This window comes from Saprospira grandis DSM 2844, assembly GCF_000275825.1.
GTDB classification, from domain to species: Bacteria; Bacteroidota; Bacteroidia; order Chitinophagales; family Saprospiraceae; genus Saprospira; species Saprospira grandis_A.
Genome location: NZ_JH719942.1, coordinates 4,182,440 through 4,201,916, shown reverse-complemented (window position 1 = coordinate 4,201,916; position 19,477 = coordinate 4,182,440). Strand labels below are relative to the sequence as shown.

17 protein-coding genes are annotated in these 19,477 nt (G+C 42.3%); 8 read left to right on the top strand and 9 right to left on the bottom strand.

What is annotated here, in order from left to right; genetic code table 11:
- Positions 1-815 precede the first annotated feature (815 nt).
- Positions 816-1,271, top strand: coding sequence for a hypothetical protein (locus tag SAPGRDRAFT_RS18595; protein ID WP_002660989.1), 456 nt, complete (start codon positions 816-818; stop codon positions 1,269-1,271).
- A gap of 258 nt (positions 1,272-1,529) precedes the next feature.
- Positions 1,530-3,788, top strand: a complete 2,259-nt coding sequence (locus tag SAPGRDRAFT_RS18590; protein ID WP_002660988.1) for a hypothetical protein — start codon at positions 1,530-1,532, stop codon at positions 3,786-3,788.
- A 719-nt stretch (positions 3,789-4,507) separates the two neighbouring features.
- Here SAPGRDRAFT_RS18590 and SAPGRDRAFT_RS18580 read toward each other — a convergent pair.
- The gene (locus tag SAPGRDRAFT_RS18580) at positions 4,508-5,698 is read right to left on the bottom strand and encodes an OmpA family protein (RefSeq protein ID WP_002660986.1); all 1,191 of its coding nucleotides are present in this window, start codon (positions 5,696-5,698) and stop codon (positions 4,508-4,510) included.
- Positions 5,699-5,816: 118 nt separating this feature from the next.
- Between SAPGRDRAFT_RS18580 and nadD the strand changes: the two genes are divergently transcribed.
- From nadD to SAPGRDRAFT_RS18565, 3 genes are read left to right on the top strand one after another with little or no spacing between them, the layout of a single operon-like run.
- The gene (gene nadD, locus SAPGRDRAFT_RS18575) at positions 5,817-6,392 is read left to right on the top strand and encodes a nicotinate (nicotinamide) nucleotide adenylyltransferase (protein WP_002660984.1); all 576 of its coding nucleotides are present in this window, start codon (positions 5,817-5,819) and stop codon (positions 6,390-6,392) included.
- A gap of 36 nt (positions 6,393-6,428) precedes the next feature.
- Positions 6,429-7,769 (top strand): AAA family ATPase, encoded by a 1,341-nt coding sequence (locus SAPGRDRAFT_RS18570; protein ID WP_002660983.1) that lies wholly within the window; start codon positions 6,429-6,431, stop codon positions 7,767-7,769.
- The gene (locus SAPGRDRAFT_RS18565) at positions 7,753-8,655 is read left to right on the top strand and encodes a hypothetical protein (protein WP_002660981.1); all 903 of its coding nucleotides are present in this window, start codon (positions 7,753-7,755) and stop codon (positions 8,653-8,655) included. The genes SAPGRDRAFT_RS18570 and SAPGRDRAFT_RS18565 overlap by 17 nt, the downstream gene beginning before the upstream one ends.
- A gap of 58 nt (positions 8,656-8,713) precedes the next feature.
- Here the strand turns inward: SAPGRDRAFT_RS18565 and SAPGRDRAFT_RS18560 are convergent, their stop codons facing one another.
- Positions 8,714-10,222 (bottom strand): catalase, encoded by a 1,509-nt coding sequence (locus SAPGRDRAFT_RS18560; protein WP_002660980.1) that lies wholly within the window; start codon positions 10,220-10,222, stop codon positions 8,714-8,716.
- A 339-nt stretch (positions 10,223-10,561) separates the two neighbouring features.
- Between SAPGRDRAFT_RS18560 and SAPGRDRAFT_RS18555 the strand changes: the two genes are divergently transcribed.
- On the top strand, positions 10,562-11,509 hold the full coding sequence (locus SAPGRDRAFT_RS18555) for a hydrogen peroxide-inducible genes activator (RefSeq protein ID WP_002660979.1): 948 nt from the start codon (positions 10,562-10,564) through the stop codon (positions 11,507-11,509).
- A gap of 206 nt (positions 11,510-11,715) precedes the next feature.
- A complete protein-coding gene (locus SAPGRDRAFT_RS18550) occupies positions 11,716-12,408 on the top strand; it encodes a DUF2461 domain-containing protein (RefSeq protein ID WP_002660978.1) in 693 nt (230 codons plus the stop codon).
- Between the two features lie 62 nt (positions 12,409-12,470).
- Here SAPGRDRAFT_RS18550 and SAPGRDRAFT_RS18545 read toward each other — a convergent pair whose 3' ends face one another.
- From SAPGRDRAFT_RS18545 to SAPGRDRAFT_RS18520, 6 genes are all read right to left on the bottom strand, one after another.
- On the bottom strand, positions 12,471-13,079 hold the full coding sequence (locus SAPGRDRAFT_RS18545; RefSeq protein WP_002660976.1) for a hypothetical protein: 609 nt from the start codon (positions 13,077-13,079) through the stop codon (positions 12,471-12,473).
- A gap of 33 nt (positions 13,080-13,112) precedes the next feature.
- Entirely contained in the window at positions 13,113-14,039 is a 927-nt protein-coding gene (locus SAPGRDRAFT_RS18540) for an ion channel (protein WP_002660975.1), read from the bottom strand.
- 6 nt (positions 14,040-14,045) lie between these two features.
- A complete protein-coding gene (locus tag SAPGRDRAFT_RS18535) occupies positions 14,046-15,290 on the bottom strand; it encodes a DEAD/DEAH box helicase (RefSeq protein WP_002660974.1) in 1,245 nt (414 codons plus the stop codon).
- The gene (gene dapB / locus SAPGRDRAFT_RS18530) at positions 15,291-16,019 is read right to left on the bottom strand and encodes a 4-hydroxy-tetrahydrodipicolinate reductase (RefSeq protein WP_002660971.1); all 729 of its coding nucleotides are present in this window, start codon (positions 16,017-16,019) and stop codon (positions 15,291-15,293) included.
- Between the two features lie 186 nt (positions 16,020-16,205).
- Positions 16,206-16,694, bottom strand: coding sequence for a hypothetical protein (locus SAPGRDRAFT_RS18525; protein ID WP_002660969.1), 489 nt, complete (start codon positions 16,692-16,694; stop codon positions 16,206-16,208).
- Complete coding sequence (locus SAPGRDRAFT_RS18520) at positions 16,687-17,955, bottom strand: AAA family ATPase (protein WP_002660967.1); 1,269 nt, start codon at positions 17,953-17,955, stop codon at positions 16,687-16,689. Before SAPGRDRAFT_RS18520 ends, SAPGRDRAFT_RS18525 begins: the two co-directional genes overlap by 8 nt.
- Before the next feature lie 193 nt (positions 17,956-18,148).
- Here SAPGRDRAFT_RS18520 and SAPGRDRAFT_RS18515 point away from each other — a divergent pair, with 193 nt between their 5' ends.
- Positions 18,149-18,892, top strand: a complete 744-nt coding sequence (locus SAPGRDRAFT_RS18515; protein ID WP_002660965.1) for a lysophospholipid acyltransferase family protein — start codon at positions 18,149-18,151, stop codon at positions 18,890-18,892.
- Here SAPGRDRAFT_RS18515 and SAPGRDRAFT_RS18510 read toward each other — a convergent pair.
- Positions 18,889-19,386 (bottom strand): GbsR/MarR family transcriptional regulator, encoded by a 498-nt coding sequence (locus SAPGRDRAFT_RS18510; protein WP_002660964.1) that lies wholly within the window; start codon positions 19,384-19,386, stop codon positions 18,889-18,891. The genes SAPGRDRAFT_RS18515 and SAPGRDRAFT_RS18510 overlap by 4 nt on opposite strands.
- Positions 19,387-19,477: the final 91 nt, after the last annotated feature.

Below are 19,477 nucleotides of genomic sequence, written 5' to 3'. Positions count from 1 at the left end.
TGGGGCCTCCGCTGCGGCTTCGCCTTGCGGCGCTACGTTTCGCAGCTCGCTCTTCGCTCGGCCCTGCGCAAAAAAACAAGTTTTTTGCTTGCTCTGGCCTGCGGCCACTGCTGCACATCGCTAGGCCAGTCGCTTTGCTCCTTCTAGACGCAGAAATTTAGCAAAATAAAAAGAGGCCCTCTTTAGAGGGCTGATAAAAAAACTTAGCCTAGGGGCTTGTCCCTAGGCGATGAATGGATTTTTTCTCGGAGAAAAACCAATGGATCTAAAATCATCAAGAAAAAAACAACCGCCCAAAAAAAGCGAACAAGGACTTTAGTCCGCTAGTTCGCTCAAGTCAGCAACCCTGGGCTTCAGCCCAGGGCAGAAATAATAGCAATTATTTTTATCCCTGATTTTTTAGTGACAACAACAACAACAACCGTCCAAGCACAACCGCCAAGAAAAATCCCCTCGCATGAGGGGATGACAATTTTTTTCTTAGCCTAGGGCCTTGGCCCTAGGGTTCCTATGAAATTTATGGGTGCTAATAATAGACATTATTTTTAGCCTTTAATTTTAGTGTGGAACTTGTTTTATGGCCATGGGCTGAAGCCCATGCTTGTAAGTCTATGCAAACTGGCGGGCTGAAGCCCTTGTTTGCTGGAAAATGGAAAAAATTTTAGCTCCAAGAAAACTCCCCCTTTCAATTAGCGGCTTTCAATTAGCAATTGGGCCAAAAAACAAGCAATTTTTTAGATAAAAAATTATGCTTCAGTCTATTGCTATTGTTGTTTTTTAGCCGTAACTTTAAAAACAACAAAAAAAATAGCCCCATGATGACTCTCGAACAAAAAATGCAGGATTATAAATTGAGCAAGAAAATGCTCAAGGCTTTTTACGGCATTTCTTATCCGACCTTGCGCAAACGCCTGCGCGCTGCGGGTTTGGACCATTTTATTGGCCGCAGAAAATTTTTCTTTGCCGAATTTCTCCTCATTTTTAAGGCCTTGGGCCAACCTACAAGCATTTTAGAAGAAGTTGCAGAACTGGCCCTTATTTATGAGCAACTCATTAGCATGGGCTTATTGCAGGGGCAATCTCAGAAAGATTTGCCGCAAAAAGGGCAAAAAAAGGAGGAAGCCCTTTCTTCCTCGCCAAAATTACGGCTTTTGCAAAAGCCTTTGGCTTTGCTCAACCGCTTTATTGCTCTCTATTATCAGGTTTTGCTAAATGGCTTGGATCTTTTATATGGCCCAACAGAAAAATATGCTGTTCAGCAAGCTGCTTAGCAAAACAAGAAGCCAAAACTGCCGAAGAAAACAGCCCAAAGAAAAAAAATGGATGAGCGGATGAGCGATGCGCAGCAGTGCGGCGCAGCCGCAGACCCAGCAAAAAACCCGAGGAGAGCGCAGGGCCGAGCGAACAGCGAGCTGTGAAGCGTAGCGACCCGAGCGAAGCGAGGGGCAGCCCCAAAAGGAACTCTTTTTTTTAATTGTTCTTTTTAGCTTTGTGAAATTTTCATCCAAACTTTAAATCTTAAATAAAAAATGCACAAAATCATTCTGCTTTTTTTGGGACTTTCTTTGTCTTCCACTGTTTTTGCGCAAGACTGGAAAAGTTATTACAGTCATTTAGAAGAGACCACAGATGGCCGCTATATTGCGGAGCGGCTTGGGCTTTTTGGTTTATTATCTGCTGAAGGAGAAGTTTTGCTTCCCTTTGAAAAAGATAGTTTAGTGGAAAAACCAATGGCTTATCTTCGTTATAAGTCTGCTTGGTCAGTGGAAAAAGCCTACCGCAAAGATTTGACAAAAGTTGAGCTAAAACATTCCTATAGCTTTCCAAAAAGAGACAGTCCTTTTTGGGAGAGCAAAAAAGGAATTCCAGTTTTAACTCATCATGATTTTCTAGTAGATCAAAAAACAAAAAGTTTTTATTTTGAAGCAGAAAAGTTTGATCATATCAGTGCTTTTGTTGGCAGTGATCGTTTTGCGAGAGCAAGCCAAGGAGATAATGATTATTTGCTAGACCTAAAAAATCATACAAAGGTCAAAGAAGACTCTATCACTGCTATAAACTATAGGCTTCCTCAACTTATTTATTATAATAGAGATAGTAGTATTTGTTATTCTGCTCGAACTGGAAAAAAAATTTGGGCAAAGCCTTATTACTGCAATTCCCTTCAGGATATAAGTGCGGGCTACTGGGCAATTGGGTACGAGGAAAATAATCTTCAGCAGGTAGATATTTTTGATTTAGCTACAGAAACAATTTTTAGTGTAACTGATTTGCCTGATTCGATTCTGGCTGATGAGCCGCGCCTAATTTCTATTTTAGAAGGGAACAGATTATTTTTTATTAGTTCTCCGTATAGTGAGCGTTCTAAAACAACATTTTGGGTTACTGATTTAAAAGGGAAGGTCCAGGAGGTCATTGAGGCTGATAAATATGGTTTTCTTCAAGAAAAAGCTTATGGTCCTCGTTCTGCTTTTTTCTTTTTTATGCGGGATGAGCAAGTCTATTTGTTTAATTCCTTTAATGGGCAAAAAACTTTGCTTCCCAAAGATATTGCTAATGCATCTTCTTATCCAACTATTTTCTATCAGGATAAAAATCAGATTATCCTAGAAAAGAAGCTTAGGGGCTCAGAATTTACAGCTATTTACTACGACAGCTACTCAAGGGCAAAAGATGTAAAGGTGACTACTTTAAAGAGTTCTGCTGGAAAAGTAGCCTTAAAACAACTTAGTCAAACTGGCGAGACGGCATTTTTTTTATTTATCAAAGAGGGGGTGGGGATTTATTATTATGATTCTGGAGAACTCATCCCGATACAGGAAGGATCAAAAGAAGAGTTAAAACAACTCTCTAAAAATGGGCGCTATTGGTGGGTCAATAAGAAAGAAGAAGGTTGTTTTATTTATGACGTTTTAAATCGGGAGAACATTTTTTTTCAGGAAAAATATTTTGAAGCCGAATCATTAGAGGGGAGGGATGAAATACAATTTGTCATTTTTGAGCAGAACCGAAAAGGCCAAAAGCGAAAAATTTATTTGCTAGATGAGCAAGGAAAAATGCTAAAAAGTTTGAATGCCAAAAAAATTAAAAAAGGATTTGGAGAGCTGCTTAAGCCTATACAAAAAGATAGTATCATCTTGATGAGTTCTGGTTTAGTCATTGGGTTAAATGCTTTGCCATTTAAAAATATTGGAGTGCAAAGAGCCACTTCTTATTATCATTATGTTGAGGGAGATCAAATTGCCTTAGCGTTCTTAAGAAAAGATGAATCTTCTGTAGTTATTGATTTTCAAGGTGAAAAGCAGTTTTTTGATAAAAAATATGTTGTGAATAGTAGCGATGAGTTATCCTATAGCCCTTACATTCGTTTTTCAAATGAACTTACAGCAGAGGCTTTTTATATTAATATTGCGCTAGGGAAAAAAACTCCTGAGTTGAAATGGACAAGGACTAACCTGATTAGCAAAAAAAATGAGCAAATTTTTCGATTTCGTTCCTACACAACACCTCATCCCCCAACAGTTCCTGCTAAAGAGTTAGACTTTTTGGTTCTAGAATATGAAGAAGATGGTTATTTCTTTGCAGATTGGTATCAGTTGCCAGACCTCGGCTTCTATAAGCAATTAAAAGCGAAGAGAGAAGTCTATAAAAATTATTGGATAGATATTAACCTTTCAACAGAAGAATTTTCAGGAGCTCCTTATGACAAGACTGGAGGGATCTTCCGAATTGGAGCCCCTAAAGCTGTAGAAACAGAAACACGTCATGAGCTAATTTATATAGACTAATTTTTCTTTGGCCCTTAAACTCCCCCTTTCAAATAGCGGTTTTCAATTAGTGATGGGATAAAAAAATAATAGCATTTTTCTTCGGCGGAAAAACTGCGGTGGTCTGTAGGTTGAAACCTACAGCCAGACAACAAAAAGGCATTTCATTTTAAATGGAGGTTTAAAAACCTCCATAAAAAAACAGGGGCAAAAATTTCTCTTGGGGAAAATCAATGGACCAAAAACCATCATGTTCAAAGCGGCAGAGGATTTTAATCCTCTCCGCACTATAGATGTAGAATAGGACTGTTGTATGGCTGTGGGTTTCAACCCACAGTGTCTATAAAAAGGCCATAATTTTTTCTCGGCGAAAAACCAATAGATCTAAAACCATCAAGAAAACAACAACCGTCCAAGCACAACCGCCAAGAAAAATCCCCTCGAATGAGGGGATGACAATTTTTTTCTTGGCCCAGGGGTCCTATGAAATTTATGCGGGATAGAAAAAACAAGAAGCCAAAACTGCCGAAGAAAACAGCCCAAAGAAAAAAAAACAGATGAGCGGATGAGCGATGCGCAGCAGTGCGGCGCAGCCGCAGACCCAGCAAAAAACTTGTTTTTTGCGCAGGGCCGAGCGAACAGCGAGCTGTGAAGCGTAGCGACCCGAGCGAAGCGAGGGGCAGCCCCAAAAAAAAGCCCAAAATTTTACTTTTGGGCTTTAAAGTGCTTATAAAATGGGGTTAATCCTCATCGGTATAAGGATTAACTTCTGTTTCGTATTCGACTTCGAGATTTTCGGCATCTACTTTAGTGACGGTAAACTCTACGCGGCGGTTAATTTGTCGGCCTTCAGCGGTATTATTGTCGGCAACGGGGTTGCTTTCGCCAAAGCCTTTATAACTTAAGCGATTTGGGGCCAGGCTTCCTTTTTGGACCAAATAATTATAGACCGATTTTGCGCGGTTTTCAGATAAGCGTTGGTTGTAGCTATTGTCTCCGCGGCTATCGGTATGCCCATGAATGGCAATTTCCATACTTGGATATTCATTGAGCAGATCAATAACCTCTTGCAATTGCTGGTTAGATTCGGGCAAGAGGCCCCATTTTGCGGTCACAAAGAAAATGCGGTCCAATTTAACCACATCGCCAACTTTGGGGGGCGGGGGCGGAGGCAATGCGGGGGGCTCTTCTTTAAAGTTGAGCTCGCAAAGGATGATATCATCAATGAGGTAGTAGGCATTTTCAAAATCTCCGGCGGGATCGGCAGAGCCTTCGATCATTTCTGTTTTTTCATTATCGAAAAAATTGCCGAGGATAATCCAATTAGATCGGTTGGGCGAGACAAAAGTGCCAGAATACTTCACCCATTCTCTTTTATCTTTATTGATGACCTCTTCCACATTAAAATCGGGTTTAATCTCGGTGAGCGGGTCCCAAGTTTTTCCTTTGGTGAGTCGGGTAGGCGAGAGGGCCAGCCCAATATTATTGCTTACATATTTGGAGCGAACGGCACGGCAGACCCAAAATTCAAAGTAATATTCGGTTCCTTTGCGCAAAGTTTGGGTCAATTTGGCCTGCACATATTCTCTATAGACGCTGCTGCGTTCCGATTTTGGGTTGTGCGTTAAAATAGCGGCCATTTTATAGCCCGAATGGGGTTCGTCAATGATTTCATTGTTTCTTTTTGCCGACTTTAGGGTTTGTGGAAACACAATTTTTAAATCAGGTGTCGATAAAGAAGGACTCGACCAATCAGAAATACTATAGCGAAAGGTTTTAAAGCCATCGAGATCGCCTTTTGGTGGTTTCGCTCTGAGTTTTTCAAAACCGGGATTCGGAACTAAGTTGGGGCCCGATCCTTCGGGGGCTTGCGCCATCAAATGAAAGGGCAGGGCCATAAAAGCTGGCCAAAAAAGGTATTTTTTCCACATAATTAAGGTCTGTTTTACTTAAAGATACTAAAGGCGGGCTAAAGTCACAAAAAAACGGAGCCATCTAGGGCAATCCGAAAAGAAGGCTGTATATTTTCGGCAGAATAAATTAAAAATTATGAAAGTAGGACTCTTTTTCGGCTCTTTTAATCCCATTCATATCGGGCATTTAATGATTAGCAGTTATTTGCTGCAACATAGTCCTTTGGATGAGTTATGGTTAGTGCTTAGTCCGCATAATCCACATAAAGAACGAAAAACTTTGGCCGATGATTACCTGCGTTTAGAAATGTTGCAGGCTGCGGTGGAGGAGGAGCCCGGTTTAAAGGCCTGCGCTATCGAGTTTGATTTGCCCAAACCCTCTTATACCGTAGATACTTTGGCTTATTTGCGAGAAGAGCATCCCGAACATGAATTTGTTTTGCTGATGGGGGGCGATAATCTGCGCTCTTTGCCCAAATGGAAAAATTATGAGCAAATTTTGGCGCATCATGCTATCTATGTATATAAACGCCCCAAAGTAAGTTTGGGCGAGCTGGAAAATCATCCGAGCATTCATTTATTTGCAGAAGCACCTTTGGTAGAAATTTCGGCAACTTATATTCGTCGGCAAGTAGCTAATGGAGGAAGTATTCGTTATTGGGTGCCCGATGCCGTGCGAGAAATTATTGAGAAATCGGGGGTGTATCGTTAGGTTTTAAATATTCAGGGACATTAAATTGATGAGCGTATGCAGTTAAAAAGCTTGAGCATAGAGGGTTTTAGAGGCTTTAAGGATAGACAAGAAATTATTTTTCCTGAAAATGGGGAGCCTTTGGTCATTTTAGGGGTAAATGGAGCGGGAAAAACTGCGGTCTTGGAGGCGATTCGTGCGGCAATTGCTCCTTTTGTGTTGGATTTAGACGAGTGGTTAAGCTCTACTTTCTTTCCTTATAAATTACAACTATCTCCTATAAAATATGAGCATGAATGGCTTTTAAATCAACTAGAAAAAGAGTTAGGGCTCAGGTTTAGTGTTAATGATATTTATATAAAAGCACAAAAATCTTTAATAGAGCTGAGATGGGAAATTTTAGGTAAAGAATTTAAGGATAAGAGTTTTTTACGTAGATATAAGGACCAAAAAGTATTTGGACAGGCTTTATGGGATCGTAAATCAATTCATTTTTTACATGAAGACAAAAAATCAAAACTGCCCGTCATCAGTTATTACGCTTCGGACCGTAATATTAGGGAGTCGTCTTTAGCTTCTTTGGAGGAAGCAAGTGAAATGAGCTTGTATACCAATGCATTAACAACTGGCCCAGTCGATTTTAAGCGGTTTTTTTCTTGGTATCGTTTTACAGAAGATATTGAAAATGAGCAGCGATTAGGACAAGAAGATTTTAGCTACAAGCATCCTCAGTTAGAAGCTGTTCGGCAGGCAATTATACAAATGATGGGAGATGAGTTTAAGGATTTGCGAATACAACGTAGTCCTTATATCGATATGATTCTCAAAAAACAAGGGGCACAACTGTCCGTCATGCAATTATCTTCGGGAGAAAAAGCATTACTAGCTTTAGCAGGAGATTTAGCCATGCGTTTGGCGTTGGCCAATGAAGGGGAAGAGCATCCGCTGCGAGGCGCAGGCGTAGTCATGATCGATGAAATTGATTTGCATTTGCATCCTTCTTGGCAGCGTAAAGTGGTGAGCCGCCTACAACAAACTTTTCCTAATGTTCAGTTTATTTTGACGACTCATTCTCCTTTGGTAATTAACCATTTAAAAGCAGAATCTTTATATTTATTAAAAGATAACCAATGTTTTCCGGTCATTGATTTTAATCCTTATGGTGCGGATATAGAAACTGTTTTGGCTTGGCAGGGGCTATCGCCTGAAGAAATTCAGGGAGAAGTTCCGCTAGAAGGCATAAGTAAAACACTTCAGCTTATCCAAGATAATCAGTTGCAAAAAGCAAAAGAGGAAATTGTAAAGCTTAAGAAAGAAATGGATAAAGAGCATCCTAAAATTAAGGCCTTGGAGAGCCAAATCGAAATAAAAGAAATGCTTAATGGAATGGATTTATAAAGCAGTTTGTAGTGAAGGGAAAGAGGCCTTAGATAATTGGCGTCAGCCACATGAAACCGATTTAGATGCTAAGTATTTAGATACTGATGGAATTTCAGCCTCTACTTTATGGAAGTATTTAGACGATAATAGAACGGCCAATTTTAATAAAAAAATTCTTCGAAAGTTTTTATTAGAGGAGCAGGGCCACATTTGTTGCTATTGCGGTCAGCGAATAGATATGAATACAACTGTCATCGAGCATTTACTAGATAAAGGAACAGACAGAAGACTTACCTATGATTACTCTAATCTTTTGGCTTCATGCAATGGAGGCAAAATGAAAATACATCAGGTAAAAGCAGCAGAAACCCTAACTGATATAGCAAGTTTATATGCTTGTCATCCTGCTGATTTAGAGGAGTTGCATGACCGTATCCCTGAGAAAACACATATTAAAAAATTAAAGCGAAAAGCAGACATTAAAAATCTTCGAGTAGGAGATCGTTTATTTATTCAGTTTGGAGATAACGCAACAAGACATTGCGATGCAGCAAAAGGCAAAGATGAGTTAAGATTGTTACCGACAACTAGTTTTCGTATTGAAAATAAGTTTAGCTACGATTTAGCAAAAGGCGAAATATTGGCTAAGAATGAGGGGGCAAAGACAAATATTAAAGTTTTGGGTCTCAATCAAAATAGCTTACTTAAACAACGGCGAGTGGAGGCTAGCGAACAACAAGAACAGCAGTTGTTACAACTTTTTAATGAACTTAAAGCCATGGGGCAACTAGCAAAATTTAAGCTGCTACTAAAAAAAATATGGCTTTCAACCTTTGAAAAAAATGCAGAAGGAGAAAAGAAAACCTTTCCGTTTCTCCGAAGGTTTATCATAGATAACTACTAAACCCCCAACAAAAAAGCCCAGTCTACAGACTGGGCTTTTTTATCTTCTTCCACTAAATTTATTCATGTTTCAAACTGGCCATCACCGCTTCCACATCAACTTCTAGGCCTTGGGCCAGGGCAGCACCCAATTTGGGGTCTACTCTAAAGAAGTGACAAAGTTGGCGATTGATAATCGTCTCTCGTTTTGGACCAGCAATGCCTTGCATAGCCCCCACAATATTGGCCACCAAATTATGGCGATCATAATCGTTCATGACTTCATTGAAAAGGGCGGCGGGCTGACTAAAATGATCGTTTTCGCCAGGCCCCTCATTCCGATCAAAGAAATCGGCTACAGGATCCTTAATTTCTTCCGCGGGCTCCGTATAACTGGCATCCTCATAAATGTCATCAAAACTATTGGGATAATAGTTGGGCCCTTCTTCGCCATTGCCATCTACCCGCATCGAGCCATCTCTTTGGTAATTTTTTACCGCAAAAGGACAACGATTGACGGGAATTTGCTCATAATTGGCCCCCAAACGATAACGATGCGCATCAGGATAAGACAATAAACGACCCTGCAACATTTTATCGGGCGAGTAGCCAATGCCATCCACAATATGTGCAGGCGCAAAAGCACTTTGCTCTACGGTAGCAAAATAATTTCTGGGAATTTGATTCAATTCCAAAATACCCACTTCCTGCAAAGGGAAATCTTTATGCGACCAAACCTTAGACAAGTCAAAAGGATTAAAAGGCAAAGCCTGCGCCTGCTCATCCGTCATGCTCTGAATCATAAATCGCCATTTGGGGAAGTTGCCCGACTCAATCGCTTCCACCAAATCCCGCTGAGAGAAATCCATATCCTTGGCCCGCATCTGATCGGCCTCTGGCCCAGTCATATTTTTGATGCCTTGCAGCGTCTTAAAATGGAATTTTACCCAAACCCGCTCATTTTCTGCATTGATCATACTAAAGGTGTGCGAGCCATAACCATTCATATGGCGATAACCATAAGGCGTGCCTCGGTCCGAAAATAAAATCAAAACCTGATGTAAACTCTCCGGGTTTAAACTCCAAAAATCCCACATCATAGTTGGACTTTTCAAGTTGGTTTTAGGATCCCGCTTTTGTGTATGAATAAAATCGGGAAACTTTTTGGGGTCTTTGATAAAAAAGACGGGCGTATTATTTCCCACCATATCAAAGTTGCCGTCTTCGGTATAAAATTTTACCGCAAAACCTCTAGGATCTCGCTCACTATCGGCGCTGCCTTTTTCGCCACCTACGGTAGAAAAACGCAGAAAAACCTTGGTTTCTTTGCCAATTTGGTTCAAAAACTTGGCGCGGCTGTACTTAGATACGTCTTGCGTCACCGTAAATGTACCAAAAGCACCGCTCCCTTTGGCATGCACCACCCGCTCGGGAATCCGTTCGCGGTTAAAATGCGCCAGTTTTTCATGCAAAATATAATCTTCTAGCAAAAGAGGACCCCGACGGCCCGCAGATTTACTATTTTCGTGATTCGTATAAGGACGGCCAGAAGCCGAACGCAATTTATGGTTTTGCTCTTTCTTACTCATAATATATGCTATGTTTAGGATGAGGAAAATAATATAATTTTGGGGCCTCTTTTGGGGCCTCCGCAGCAAAGCTGCGGCGCTACGTTTCGCAGCTCGCAGGTCTGCTCGGCCCTTCGCAAAAAAACGCAGTTTTTTGCTCGGTCTGCCGCTGCGCGGCACTGCTGCACATCGCTAGGCCAACTAAAAGTTGCTGCGCAAAGAAAGGCTCCCTTTGGTCGCCCCAGCTAGGCTACACCATTTAATTTAGTGCTTTTTTCTTTGCTTAGGCAAATATAGTTTGCCGGCTCAATTGTTTAAAATGATATATTTGATATAGGTATTGACTAAATCGATAATAAAATGAATTTACAGCAACTCGAATATATTTTGGCCCTAGAAGAGCATCGGCATTTTGTTAAGGCGGCAGAGGCTTGCTTTGTTACCCAATCTACTTTAAGTATGATGGTCAAAAAGTTGGAGGAAGAATTGGGTGCGCCCATTTTTGACCGAAAACAAAAGCCTTTGGCCCCAACGCCCTTGGGCCAGAAGGTTTTGCGAAAAGCTCGTTTGGTTTTGCAGCAGGCCGGGCAACTCAAAGCTATGGTTGATTGGGAGCAAAATCAGTTGGGTGGGCGCTTTCGCCTAGGGATTATTCCCACTTTAGCGCCTTATTTATTGCCTTTGTTTTTGCCCAGTTTTCTGGCCGCTTGTCCAGATTTGCAGCTAGATTTGAGAGAAATGCAAACCCAAGAGATGGAACGGGCCATGCTTGCCGGAGATTTGGACATTGGCATTTTGGCTTTGCCTTTTGGCCATCCTACTTTGGTCCAAGAAAGCCTCTTTTATGAAGACTTCTTATTATATGGAGATGATTTTGAAATGGAGAAAAACTACTTCTTAACGGAAGAGTTGGACCTTTCTCAACTTTGGCTACTGGAAGAAGGTCATTGCCTCCGCCAACAATTGGTTGATTTTTGTGCTTTGCAGTTGCAAACTGGCGAAAGTCGACAGCTTAATTATTTGGCGGGCAGTTTGGAAAGCCTCCGCATGCTGGTCGATTATCAGGGAGGATTTACCATTTTGCCCAGATTGGCGGGCCAGGCTTTGCCGCCCAAACAACAGGCGAGCTTGCGCAGTTTTGCCGCCCCCCAACCTTATCGAGAAATTGGTTTGCTTCGGCCCGCCAACTTTGAGCGCCAAGCTCTGCTCGATTTACTCAAAGAACAAATTTGGTCTCATTTGCCTCCAGCTTGCCCCAGAGAATTGCCCGCAGCAGGAAAATCTTGGCCCGTTCATTTTGAGGACTAGGGGCGGCGAAGCCGCCCTGGCCCGAAGGGCCAATTGGCCCAGCGCTGCGGAGCGGGTGGCCGAAGGCCAGACCGAGCAAAACAAGCGCTAGCGAAGTTTTGCGAAGGGCCGAGCGAACAGCGAGCCCCGCAGCATAGCGGCGGCCGCCCCAAATTGAAGGGCGGCCGCGGGCCCCAACATTATAGAAAGATAAAAAAGAATTGAAGATGCAATATTTTGATGCGGATTTCCTCGGTTTTTTTCGAGAATTGGCCGCCAACAACGAAAGAGAATGGTTTAAGGCGCGCAAAAAGCGCTATGAGGAGTCGGTCAAGCAGCCTTTTGCGCATTTGATTGAGGATTTGGGCCAGGAAATGCAGCGGATAGAGCCGGGGATTGATTTGCGTTTGCCCAAAGAGTTGATCTTTCGGATTTATAAGGACAGTCGATTTTCCAAGGATAAAACACCTTACAAGCTGCATGCTTCGGCTATTTTATCATCTAAAGGGCGAAAAGCGATCGATTGGCCCGCCTACTATTTGCAAATTGGTCCGGCGGGAATTTGGGTGGGCGGTGGTGCCTATCGTTTATCGCCGGCTCAAGTTTTGGCTGTTCGGGAAGCTATTTTGGACCAAAGAGAAAACTTTGAGCGTTTATTGGCCCAGCCCGCTTTTGAGCAGTATTATCCTGCGGGTTTGCAGGGCGAAAAACATAAGCGCATCCCCAAGCAATTTCGGGCTTTGGGCGAGGAATTGCCCCTGATTTACCAAAAGCAATATTATTTTATGCGGACCTATGAGGAGGAGGCAGAAATGGATGAAGTTCTGCAAAGTAAAGAGCTTTTGCCTTGGCTTTTAGAACATTTTGAGGCGGCCATGGGGATTAACCGCTTTTTGCGAGAGGCTTTGGTGGGGGAGTAGGGCATTAAAAAAGAGCCGAAGGAATTTCCTTCGGCTCTTTTGGTAAAAATCAATTTAGAGGGCTATCTCAATTCTACTTTGATGCTGCTAATGGTTTTTGAGATTTCTCTTTGGTCATAAATATCAATAATATCTATTTCATTGCGTAGACCGAAAGAGTTTCGCCCAGCGGAAAAACTATAGCCATTTTGTTTTGCATTAAACTCAATATCAACTCGATAAAGCCCTTTTTTTGTGGCGTAAGCACAAATATGTGTGAAATACCCAATTTGTACAGCGTAAATATTTACGCCATCTTTTTTTACTAATAGTTCGACTGTTGCGCCTAGTTTTTTTAGAAATTGATTGAAGTGGTCTAAAGACTCGGAAGATGGGCTAGAATGAGTGAACCCTTCAAAATCTTCGACCAAAAGGAGAAGTTTTTTATGGCGTTTGGCCTCCTCATAGTCAGGTTCAAAATCTTCAATATCTCCAACAAGGGAAGATACCTTTCTATGAAGATCTCCTATCTTATCGTCAAAATCTTCCATGTTTTCGGCCCATTCGCTAATACTTTTATATTGTCTTACCAAAGCGCTGTAGTCAGATTCTAGCCCGCTTAGGCTTTGAGCTTGGACCGTATTAAATGTAAATAGTGAAAATAGGAGAAGGAAAAAAGTAGTAGTTTGCATTTTGTTTATTTGAAAAGTTATTAGAATCTAGAGTTATAATTTCACATACTCAAAATCAGATATCTTACTCAGCTGCAGTAGCGTTTGCCCATTTCGGCCAGCTTGAAACATAGGTACAAATTGCGCATTCCAAACCATTTCCTCACTACTATAAGAATGGTAGGACCGGAGTTGGATGCCATGACTATCATCATGGGCCTGAAAAATGACAATCAGCTCTAATTTTTGGCGAGAACAACTGCTTTTCCCCAAATTTTGAATCGGCGAATCTTCATTGAGCGGATGCACTAGGGTCCAATTGAGGGGCATAATGCGCAGTTGTTCTCGCTCTAGGGAAAGTGGCGAAAATTTTCGGCCCAATTGGCCCAGTTCATTTTCTTCCAACCAACTAGCCACCAAAGAAATTTGAGCCTCGGCCAATACTTTTTGTCGGGCATTGGCTATACGAAACATTAGGGCTTTTCCATCCTGATAAGGCGCAATCAAGATGTTTTTGCTATAACGCAATTTTAAATTGGGCTTAGAAAAACGGGCAAAAAGCAGCCCTGTGGCTAAGGCAAAACTCAATAAACCCACAAAGGCACCCGCAGCCGCAATACAATTTGCCCAAAAACCTTCTGGACTCACACTGCCATAACCTACGGTGGTTAGGGTTTGCACACTAAAAAAAAAGGCCTGCCAAAAATGCGAAAGCTCGGGATTTCCCGTGCTCAATTGCTCGATGCCCACAGCCAAATACAATAGCGCAAAAACTGTATTGATGAGCAAATAAAAGGTAGTGAGGACCAAAAAGAAACTACTCCAGGAGAGCTCTACCAACCACTGATAGGACTGAAAACGCTCAAAAAAAGCATTATCTCTATAGATGTTAAACTGCCCATTGGGCAAGATTAAACGATCTTGATCCTCTCGAAGGGCAGTGCCAAAACCCAAATCCTGAAAGCGCCTCTTTTTGGCCATCTCCTTTTATTTCTTCCGTTTTTTTCGTCGATTTTTTTTGCTTTCCTTTGCATCTTGAATTTCTCGCATCACATCTTTAAACGAATAAGTCTGCGAGTCACTGAGGTCAATGGTGGCTTCATAATCTTCTACGGGAATATCCAGCAATTTGATTTTTTGCCCCATATACTCCTCAATTTTTTCCAACATTTCTTCTTCTCTAGGCGCACAAAAAGAGATGGCTTTTCCTCTTTTTCTGCCTCGGCCTGTTCGGCCCACCCGATGCACATAGTTCTCTGCCTGATCGGGCAAATCGTAGTTAATGACCAAATGCACATTGGGAATATCAATGCCTCGAGCACTCACATCGGTGGCAATGAGCAACCGAATTTCGCCTTCGGCAAAGGCTTTGAGCGCAGCGGTTCGCTCTTGCTGCTCTTTGTCGCCATGCAGACTTTGGGCCTCAATTTTTACTCTTTGCATGGCCGTCAATAGTCGCTCGGCCCGCACACGAGTACGCACAAAGGCCAAAATTTTCTGATTGGGATTTTCCTTATACAAACGCTCCAAGAAAAAGCGCTTATCTTCCATATCTACAAAGCAAAGGGAGTGGTCAATATTTTTATTGACGGGATCTTTGGGCGAAATCTGAATCCGAATGGGATTAGAAACCAGCGAATAGGCCAGTTTCTTAATTTTCTGGTCAATCGTAGCCGAAAAAAACAGGGTTTGCCGCTTTTGAGGCAAGCGCTGCAAAAGGTCCTGAATATCTTCATAAAACCCAAATTGCAACATTCTATCGGCCTCATCTAAGACCAAGGTTTGTACCTCTTGCAACCGCAATGCGCCCTGGGCTTGTAGGTCAAACAAACGACCAGGCGTAGCCACCAAAATATCAACTCCCGTCTCCAATTTGGCCAATTGTTTATCTTGCTTGCTCCCCCCATAAATGGCCAGGGTTTCTATCCAACTTCCACGAGTCAAGTTATGAATAAAGGACTCAATTTGTTGGGCCAATTCATGCGTAGGCACCATGACCACCACCTTGGGCGCCCGTCCCTTGCTTTTGTCTCTGCTAGCCAATAGTTTTTGCGCCAAAGGAATCGCAAAGGCGGCTGTTTTTCCCGTTCCGGTTTGGGCCACGGCCAAAACATCCTGCCCCTTCAAAATGGGCTCAATCGCTTTATACTGAATATCGGTGGGCCGTTTAAATTCCAAAACGGCTAAGCGCTCCTTTAAGATTTGTTCAAAGGGATAACGACTAAATTTCATTTATTGCTCTTTTAAAAGGTCTTTCATTCCAAATACACCGGTTTTCCCCGCCAACCATTCGGCCGCTTTGAGGGCGCCAGCCGCAAAACCAATGCGGCCTTTTGCACGATGTGTAATAATAATTTCATCTTCCGAAGATGCATATTTCAGGCTGTGTGTGCCCGGAACTCCCGCTTCTCTTAGCGCAAAAATGGGAAAATGATTTTCTTTCTGGCTACCTTCCAAATTGGGAAATTCGGCCAAATACCAATCTTCAAAGCGCTTATTATGGGCCAAAACGCCCTGCGCCAAAGAAATAGCGGTCCCTGAAGGGGCGTCTTTTTTCTCCAAATGATGAATTTCTTCCATCTCCAATCGGTATTGCGGCTGCCCCGCCATCAACTCAGCCAAACGCTCATTGAGGGCAAAAAATAAATTGACGCCAATGCTAAAGTTAGAGGCATAAAAGAAGGCGCCCTTTTTTTCTTCGCAGGCAGCAGCCATTTTGTCCCAATCAGCCAACCAGGCAGTAGTGCCCGAAACTACGGGAATTCCCCGCTCAAAGCAAGCCAAATAATTGTTCAAGGCGGCATCGGGCTGACTAAATTCAATGGCCACCTCTGCTTCCTGCTCAAAATTATCCCAATCGCTAGCTTGGTTGATTTTTCCAACCACTTCATGCCCAGCGGCCTGCGCCATTTTATCTAGGGTTTGCCCCATTTTTCCATATCCAATGAGTAGAATTTTCATTTTTTCTGTTTTTATTTTTTTTGGGGCCTCAGCTGCGGCTTCGCCTTGCTGCGGGCTGTGTCGCGGCTCGCAGGTCTGCTCGGCCCTGCAGTTTTTTCGCTGCGCTCAAAAACTTGGGTCTGCGGCTGCGCCGCCCCGCTGTCCATCCCTAGGCCTGCGGGCGCTTCGCGCCCTCTAGGACCGAAATTAAATACGATGTTCTGATTTTATGTCAAAATCTGTTTTTTTGTAGCGTTTCCTTAGTCTCGCTTTGAATCGTTTAATCTTTGTGTTCAGATTATTTAGCCTTTTGGTATTGCAACTCAAAAAAAGCTTTTTTTGCCAATTGTCTTTGGCAAATAAATTTAGGCTGGCTTCTAGTTGCTCTATTCCCGCTGCAATATCTTGCCCTTTTAACTCCACAAAAATTTGTGTTTCTTTTTCGGCTATTTCTAAAAGGGCATCGCAGCGCTTTTGTCCCTGCCAATTGCTAACTTTCTTTTTTAAGTTGTTTTGAAAAGCACAGGTTTTAGTTTGCTCTTTACAGCCTAGCTGATTCCCCCTAGCCTGGCATTCATCCAACTTAAAATGCTCCACCTCTAGTTTTTTAGGGTTATGAAGTTTAAAAGTAGAGCGTTCGCCCTGTTCTTCTACCTTAATGATCGAATGGGATTTTCTTTGATGACAACTACTCATAGGGTTCTAGATTAAGGAGCTCATCAAAATCTCGATCAATATTTTCGCCGACCTCATCAAGGATTTGGGCATTGAGCAAGCCTGTTTCTTCATCCCAAAGCGAAAAAGCAGCTCCATCTTTTAGCATATAAGCCGAGAGCTCTTCTTTTTTTACTCTTAAATAAGGCGGATGCTTTTGGTCCAATGCCTTTTGGTCTACCTTTTCATTTTGGGCCAGCTGTCCCGCCAACAACATATTATTAAGCACACTAATGAGGTAGGGACTATGCGTACTGATTTCTAAATGCATATCTGCTTCATGTGCATTATACATTAAAATCAATGCTTCTAGCACTTGGCGCTGCGCCTGTGGAAATAAATGGGTTTCTGGCTCTTCTATGTAGAGGCTAACTGCCGTTTTTGTTCTTCTAAACCAATGACGAATCACTTGCAAAAGGGGCAAAACTTCCTGTTGGCCCGAAGAGGCCTGTAGTAAATTGATGTGACGACCATCTGCTAAGCTTAAAAAGTCGCCATCTACTTCTTGCACATATTTTCCCTTCAGCACCTGCTGAATTAACACTTCTAGTTCTTGTTCTAAAGGAAGAAGTTCGCGCCCTTCTCGATTTTCTCGAGCCAACGTCTTTTTCATGCGCTCATACTCAGAGGCAAAGTCCACAAAACTAGGGTCCAACTCATTTTCTGAACGCAAAAAAGAAAAGATGTTTTCTTGTAGAAAGGCAAAAAAACTACGACCAGAGGGGACCATCTGGTAAAATAAGTAGATTGAATCAATAAAGACTTTACGTAATTCTTCCATGAAAAAGTTATAGATATGGCTATCTATTTGATCGCAGGCTTCTTTACCATAAGTCTGATAAATTGTTGCCATATCTTGAGCACCTGTAGCAGTCACAAACTCACTATGTATATTCTCTATGATTTGTTCTAATTGGTCAGAAAATTCAATTTTAAGGTGAGAGGCACTCTTTATGATAGTTATCTGCAATCCATTATATTCATATTGAATATAAAATGGAGTACTAGGCCAACTACTACTTGGGAAGATTACTTTAAATTGAGAGACCAATTTATCTTTTAAATAGGGATAATGATCTGGAATTAAAATGTATAGGGATGAGATTTTTTTCCTAAAAAAATAAGCCAGTTTCATCAGCACACTTTTGCCAGAGGCTTGAGGGCCAATAAAGAGGTTAATTTTATTGAGTTCGATTTTAAGGTCCTTAAACCCAGCGAAGCCTTGTATTTCCAGACTTTCCATAGCTGCTGTATTATGCTTTGAATTTATGTAGAGGAGATCTTATTCCGCCCCAAAGATACGCAAGTCTATAAGAACTCATTTAAAAAAGGCAGTCTTATAGCCTTGTTTTTTTAAGTTTTCCCTAAGCGTCCTTTTTCTACAACTTGTTTATCTTGCCCAAAATTTTACTCTACGTCTAAACCTACTTAAGCTTATGCTTCGCCTCCTCCGCAATATCTTTTGTTTTTGGTTGATCCTGATGTTTTTATTCACTGGCGCTTTGGTCTTCCCTTTCTTTTGGCTCAGCTTCAAGTTGCTCAAAGGAGAGCGAGAAGCCTGGACCACCCTTTATATTACTAAGTTTTGGGGCTTTTTATTGGGCCTTTTGTCTGCACATTGGATCCAAATTCGAGGTAAAGAAAAAATTGACCCCAAGGAACGCTATGTCATGGTGAGCAATCACTTATCGATGATGGATATTCCCGTTTGTGCGGCTGCCGCGCCCATGCCTTTTTCTTATTTGGCCAAATGGGGCGTCCGAAAAATTCCCGTGGTGGGTTTTGTCTCCCACTACCGAGACGTTTTTGTCGATCGCCGAAGCCCAGAAAGCCGCAAAGAGAGCATGCTCAAATTGCAAAAGTATTTGGAGGAGCAGCGCTCGATCCACTTATTTATTGAAGGCACCCGAAATATTTCCGATGAACCTCTGCAGGCCTTCCACAATGGGGCCTTCAATTTAGCGGTAGACAGCCAGCAGCCCATAGCGGTGCTGACCATCATCAATACCGATAAGATTCTGAGCGCCAAAAAGAAGTTTCAGGCAGGGCCCGGCCTTTGCTGGGGCATTTGGTCCGACCCCATTCCAACTCAAGGAAAAAGCCGAGCCGATATCCCCGCCCTAAAAGAAGAGGTGCGCCAAAAAATGCTAGCGACCCTAAAAGAATTTGGCCGTGCCTAAATCATCTTCAGCAAGACGCTCATCAGCCATTCGCTATCGGCATCCACCAATCTTTCGAGCAAACCATCAGCTTTTTTAGAAAAGAGCTCAATAGATTGAATCATGGCCACAAATTCCTCTTTTTCCTTGCTTTCTCCCTCAATATCTTGCACATCTTCTAGCACTTTGAGGGCGGGCTCCAGCTCTTTTTTCTTGCGGTGAATAATAATTTGCCGCACGACCTTCCACATGTCTTTTTCGGCCACAAAATACTCTCTTCTTTCGCCTGCCTTAAGTCGTTTATAGACTAAGCCCCAATCAATTAGGGCGCGGAGATTCATGTTTGAGCTTCCTCTAGAAATTTGGAGCTCGGCCATCACATCGTCGGCAGAAAGGGGATCTTCGGCCACCAATAAAAGGGCATGTACCTGGGCCATACTCCTATTGATTCCCCAATTGGAGCCAAATCCGCCCCAGGCTTCAATAAATTTTTCTTTTGCTTCTTGCAGTTGCATAGTTATTCTTGTTTCTGAGCAGATTTTTCTTTTTTTGGGGCCTCCGCTGCGGCTTTGCCTTGCGGCGCTATGTTGCGGGGCTTTCTATTAC

Bases quoted from the DNA above. Each gene is read 5' to 3' on its own strand.
- SAPGRDRAFT_RS18595 (WP_002660989.1), top strand. From the start codon at position 816: ATGATGACTCTCGAACAAAAAATGCAGGATTATAAATTGAGCAAGAAA.
- SAPGRDRAFT_RS18555 (WP_002660979.1), top strand. From the start codon at position 10,562: ATGAATTTACAGCAACTCGAATATATTTTGGCCCTAGAAGAGCATCGG.
- SAPGRDRAFT_RS18515 (WP_002660965.1), top strand. From the start codon at position 18,149: ATGCTTCGCCTCCTCCGCAATATCTTTTGTTTTTGGTTGATCCTGATG.
- SAPGRDRAFT_RS18565 (WP_002660981.1), top strand. From the start codon at position 7,753: ATGGAATGGATTTATAAAGCAGTTTGTAGTGAAGGGAAAGAGGCCTTA.
- SAPGRDRAFT_RS18510 (WP_002660964.1), bottom strand. From the start codon at position 19,386: ATGCAACTGCAAGAAGCAAAAGAAAAATTTATTGAAGCCTGGGGCGGA.
- SAPGRDRAFT_RS18560 (WP_002660980.1), bottom strand. From the start codon at position 10,222: ATGAGTAAGAAAGAGCAAAACCATAAATTGCGTTCGGCTTCTGGCCGT.
- SAPGRDRAFT_RS18535 (WP_002660974.1), bottom strand. From the start codon at position 15,290: ATGAAATTTAGTCGTTATCCCTTTGAACAAATCTTAAAGGAGCGCTTA.
- SAPGRDRAFT_RS18520 (WP_002660967.1), bottom strand. From the start codon at position 17,955: ATGGAAAGTCTGGAAATACAAGGCTTCGCTGGGTTTAAGGACCTTAAA.
- SAPGRDRAFT_RS18570 (WP_002660983.1), top strand. From the start codon at position 6,429: ATGCAGTTAAAAAGCTTGAGCATAGAGGGTTTTAGAGGCTTTAAGGAT.
- SAPGRDRAFT_RS18550 (WP_002660978.1), top strand. From the start codon at position 11,716: ATGCAATATTTTGATGCGGATTTCCTCGGTTTTTTTCGAGAATTGGCC.
- SAPGRDRAFT_RS18525 (WP_002660969.1), bottom strand. From the start codon at position 16,694: ATGAGTAGTTGTCATCAAAGAAAATCCCATTCGATCATTAAGGTAGAA.
- nadD (WP_002660984.1), top strand. From the start codon at position 5,817: ATGAAAGTAGGACTCTTTTTCGGCTCTTTTAATCCCATTCATATCGGG.
- SAPGRDRAFT_RS18590 (WP_002660988.1), top strand. From the start codon at position 1,530: ATGCACAAAATCATTCTGCTTTTTTTGGGACTTTCTTTGTCTTCCACT.
- SAPGRDRAFT_RS18540 (WP_002660975.1), bottom strand. From the start codon at position 14,039: ATGGCCAAAAAGAGGCGCTTTCAGGATTTGGGTTTTGGCACTGCCCTT.
- SAPGRDRAFT_RS18580 (WP_002660986.1), bottom strand. From the start codon at position 5,698: ATGTGGAAAAAATACCTTTTTTGGCCAGCTTTTATGGCCCTGCCCTTT.
- dapB (WP_002660971.1), bottom strand. From the start codon at position 16,019: ATGAAAATTCTACTCATTGGATATGGAAAAATGGGGCAAACCCTAGAT.
- SAPGRDRAFT_RS18545 (WP_002660976.1), bottom strand. From the start codon at position 13,079: ATGCAAACTACTACTTTTTTCCTTCTCCTATTTTCACTATTTACATTT.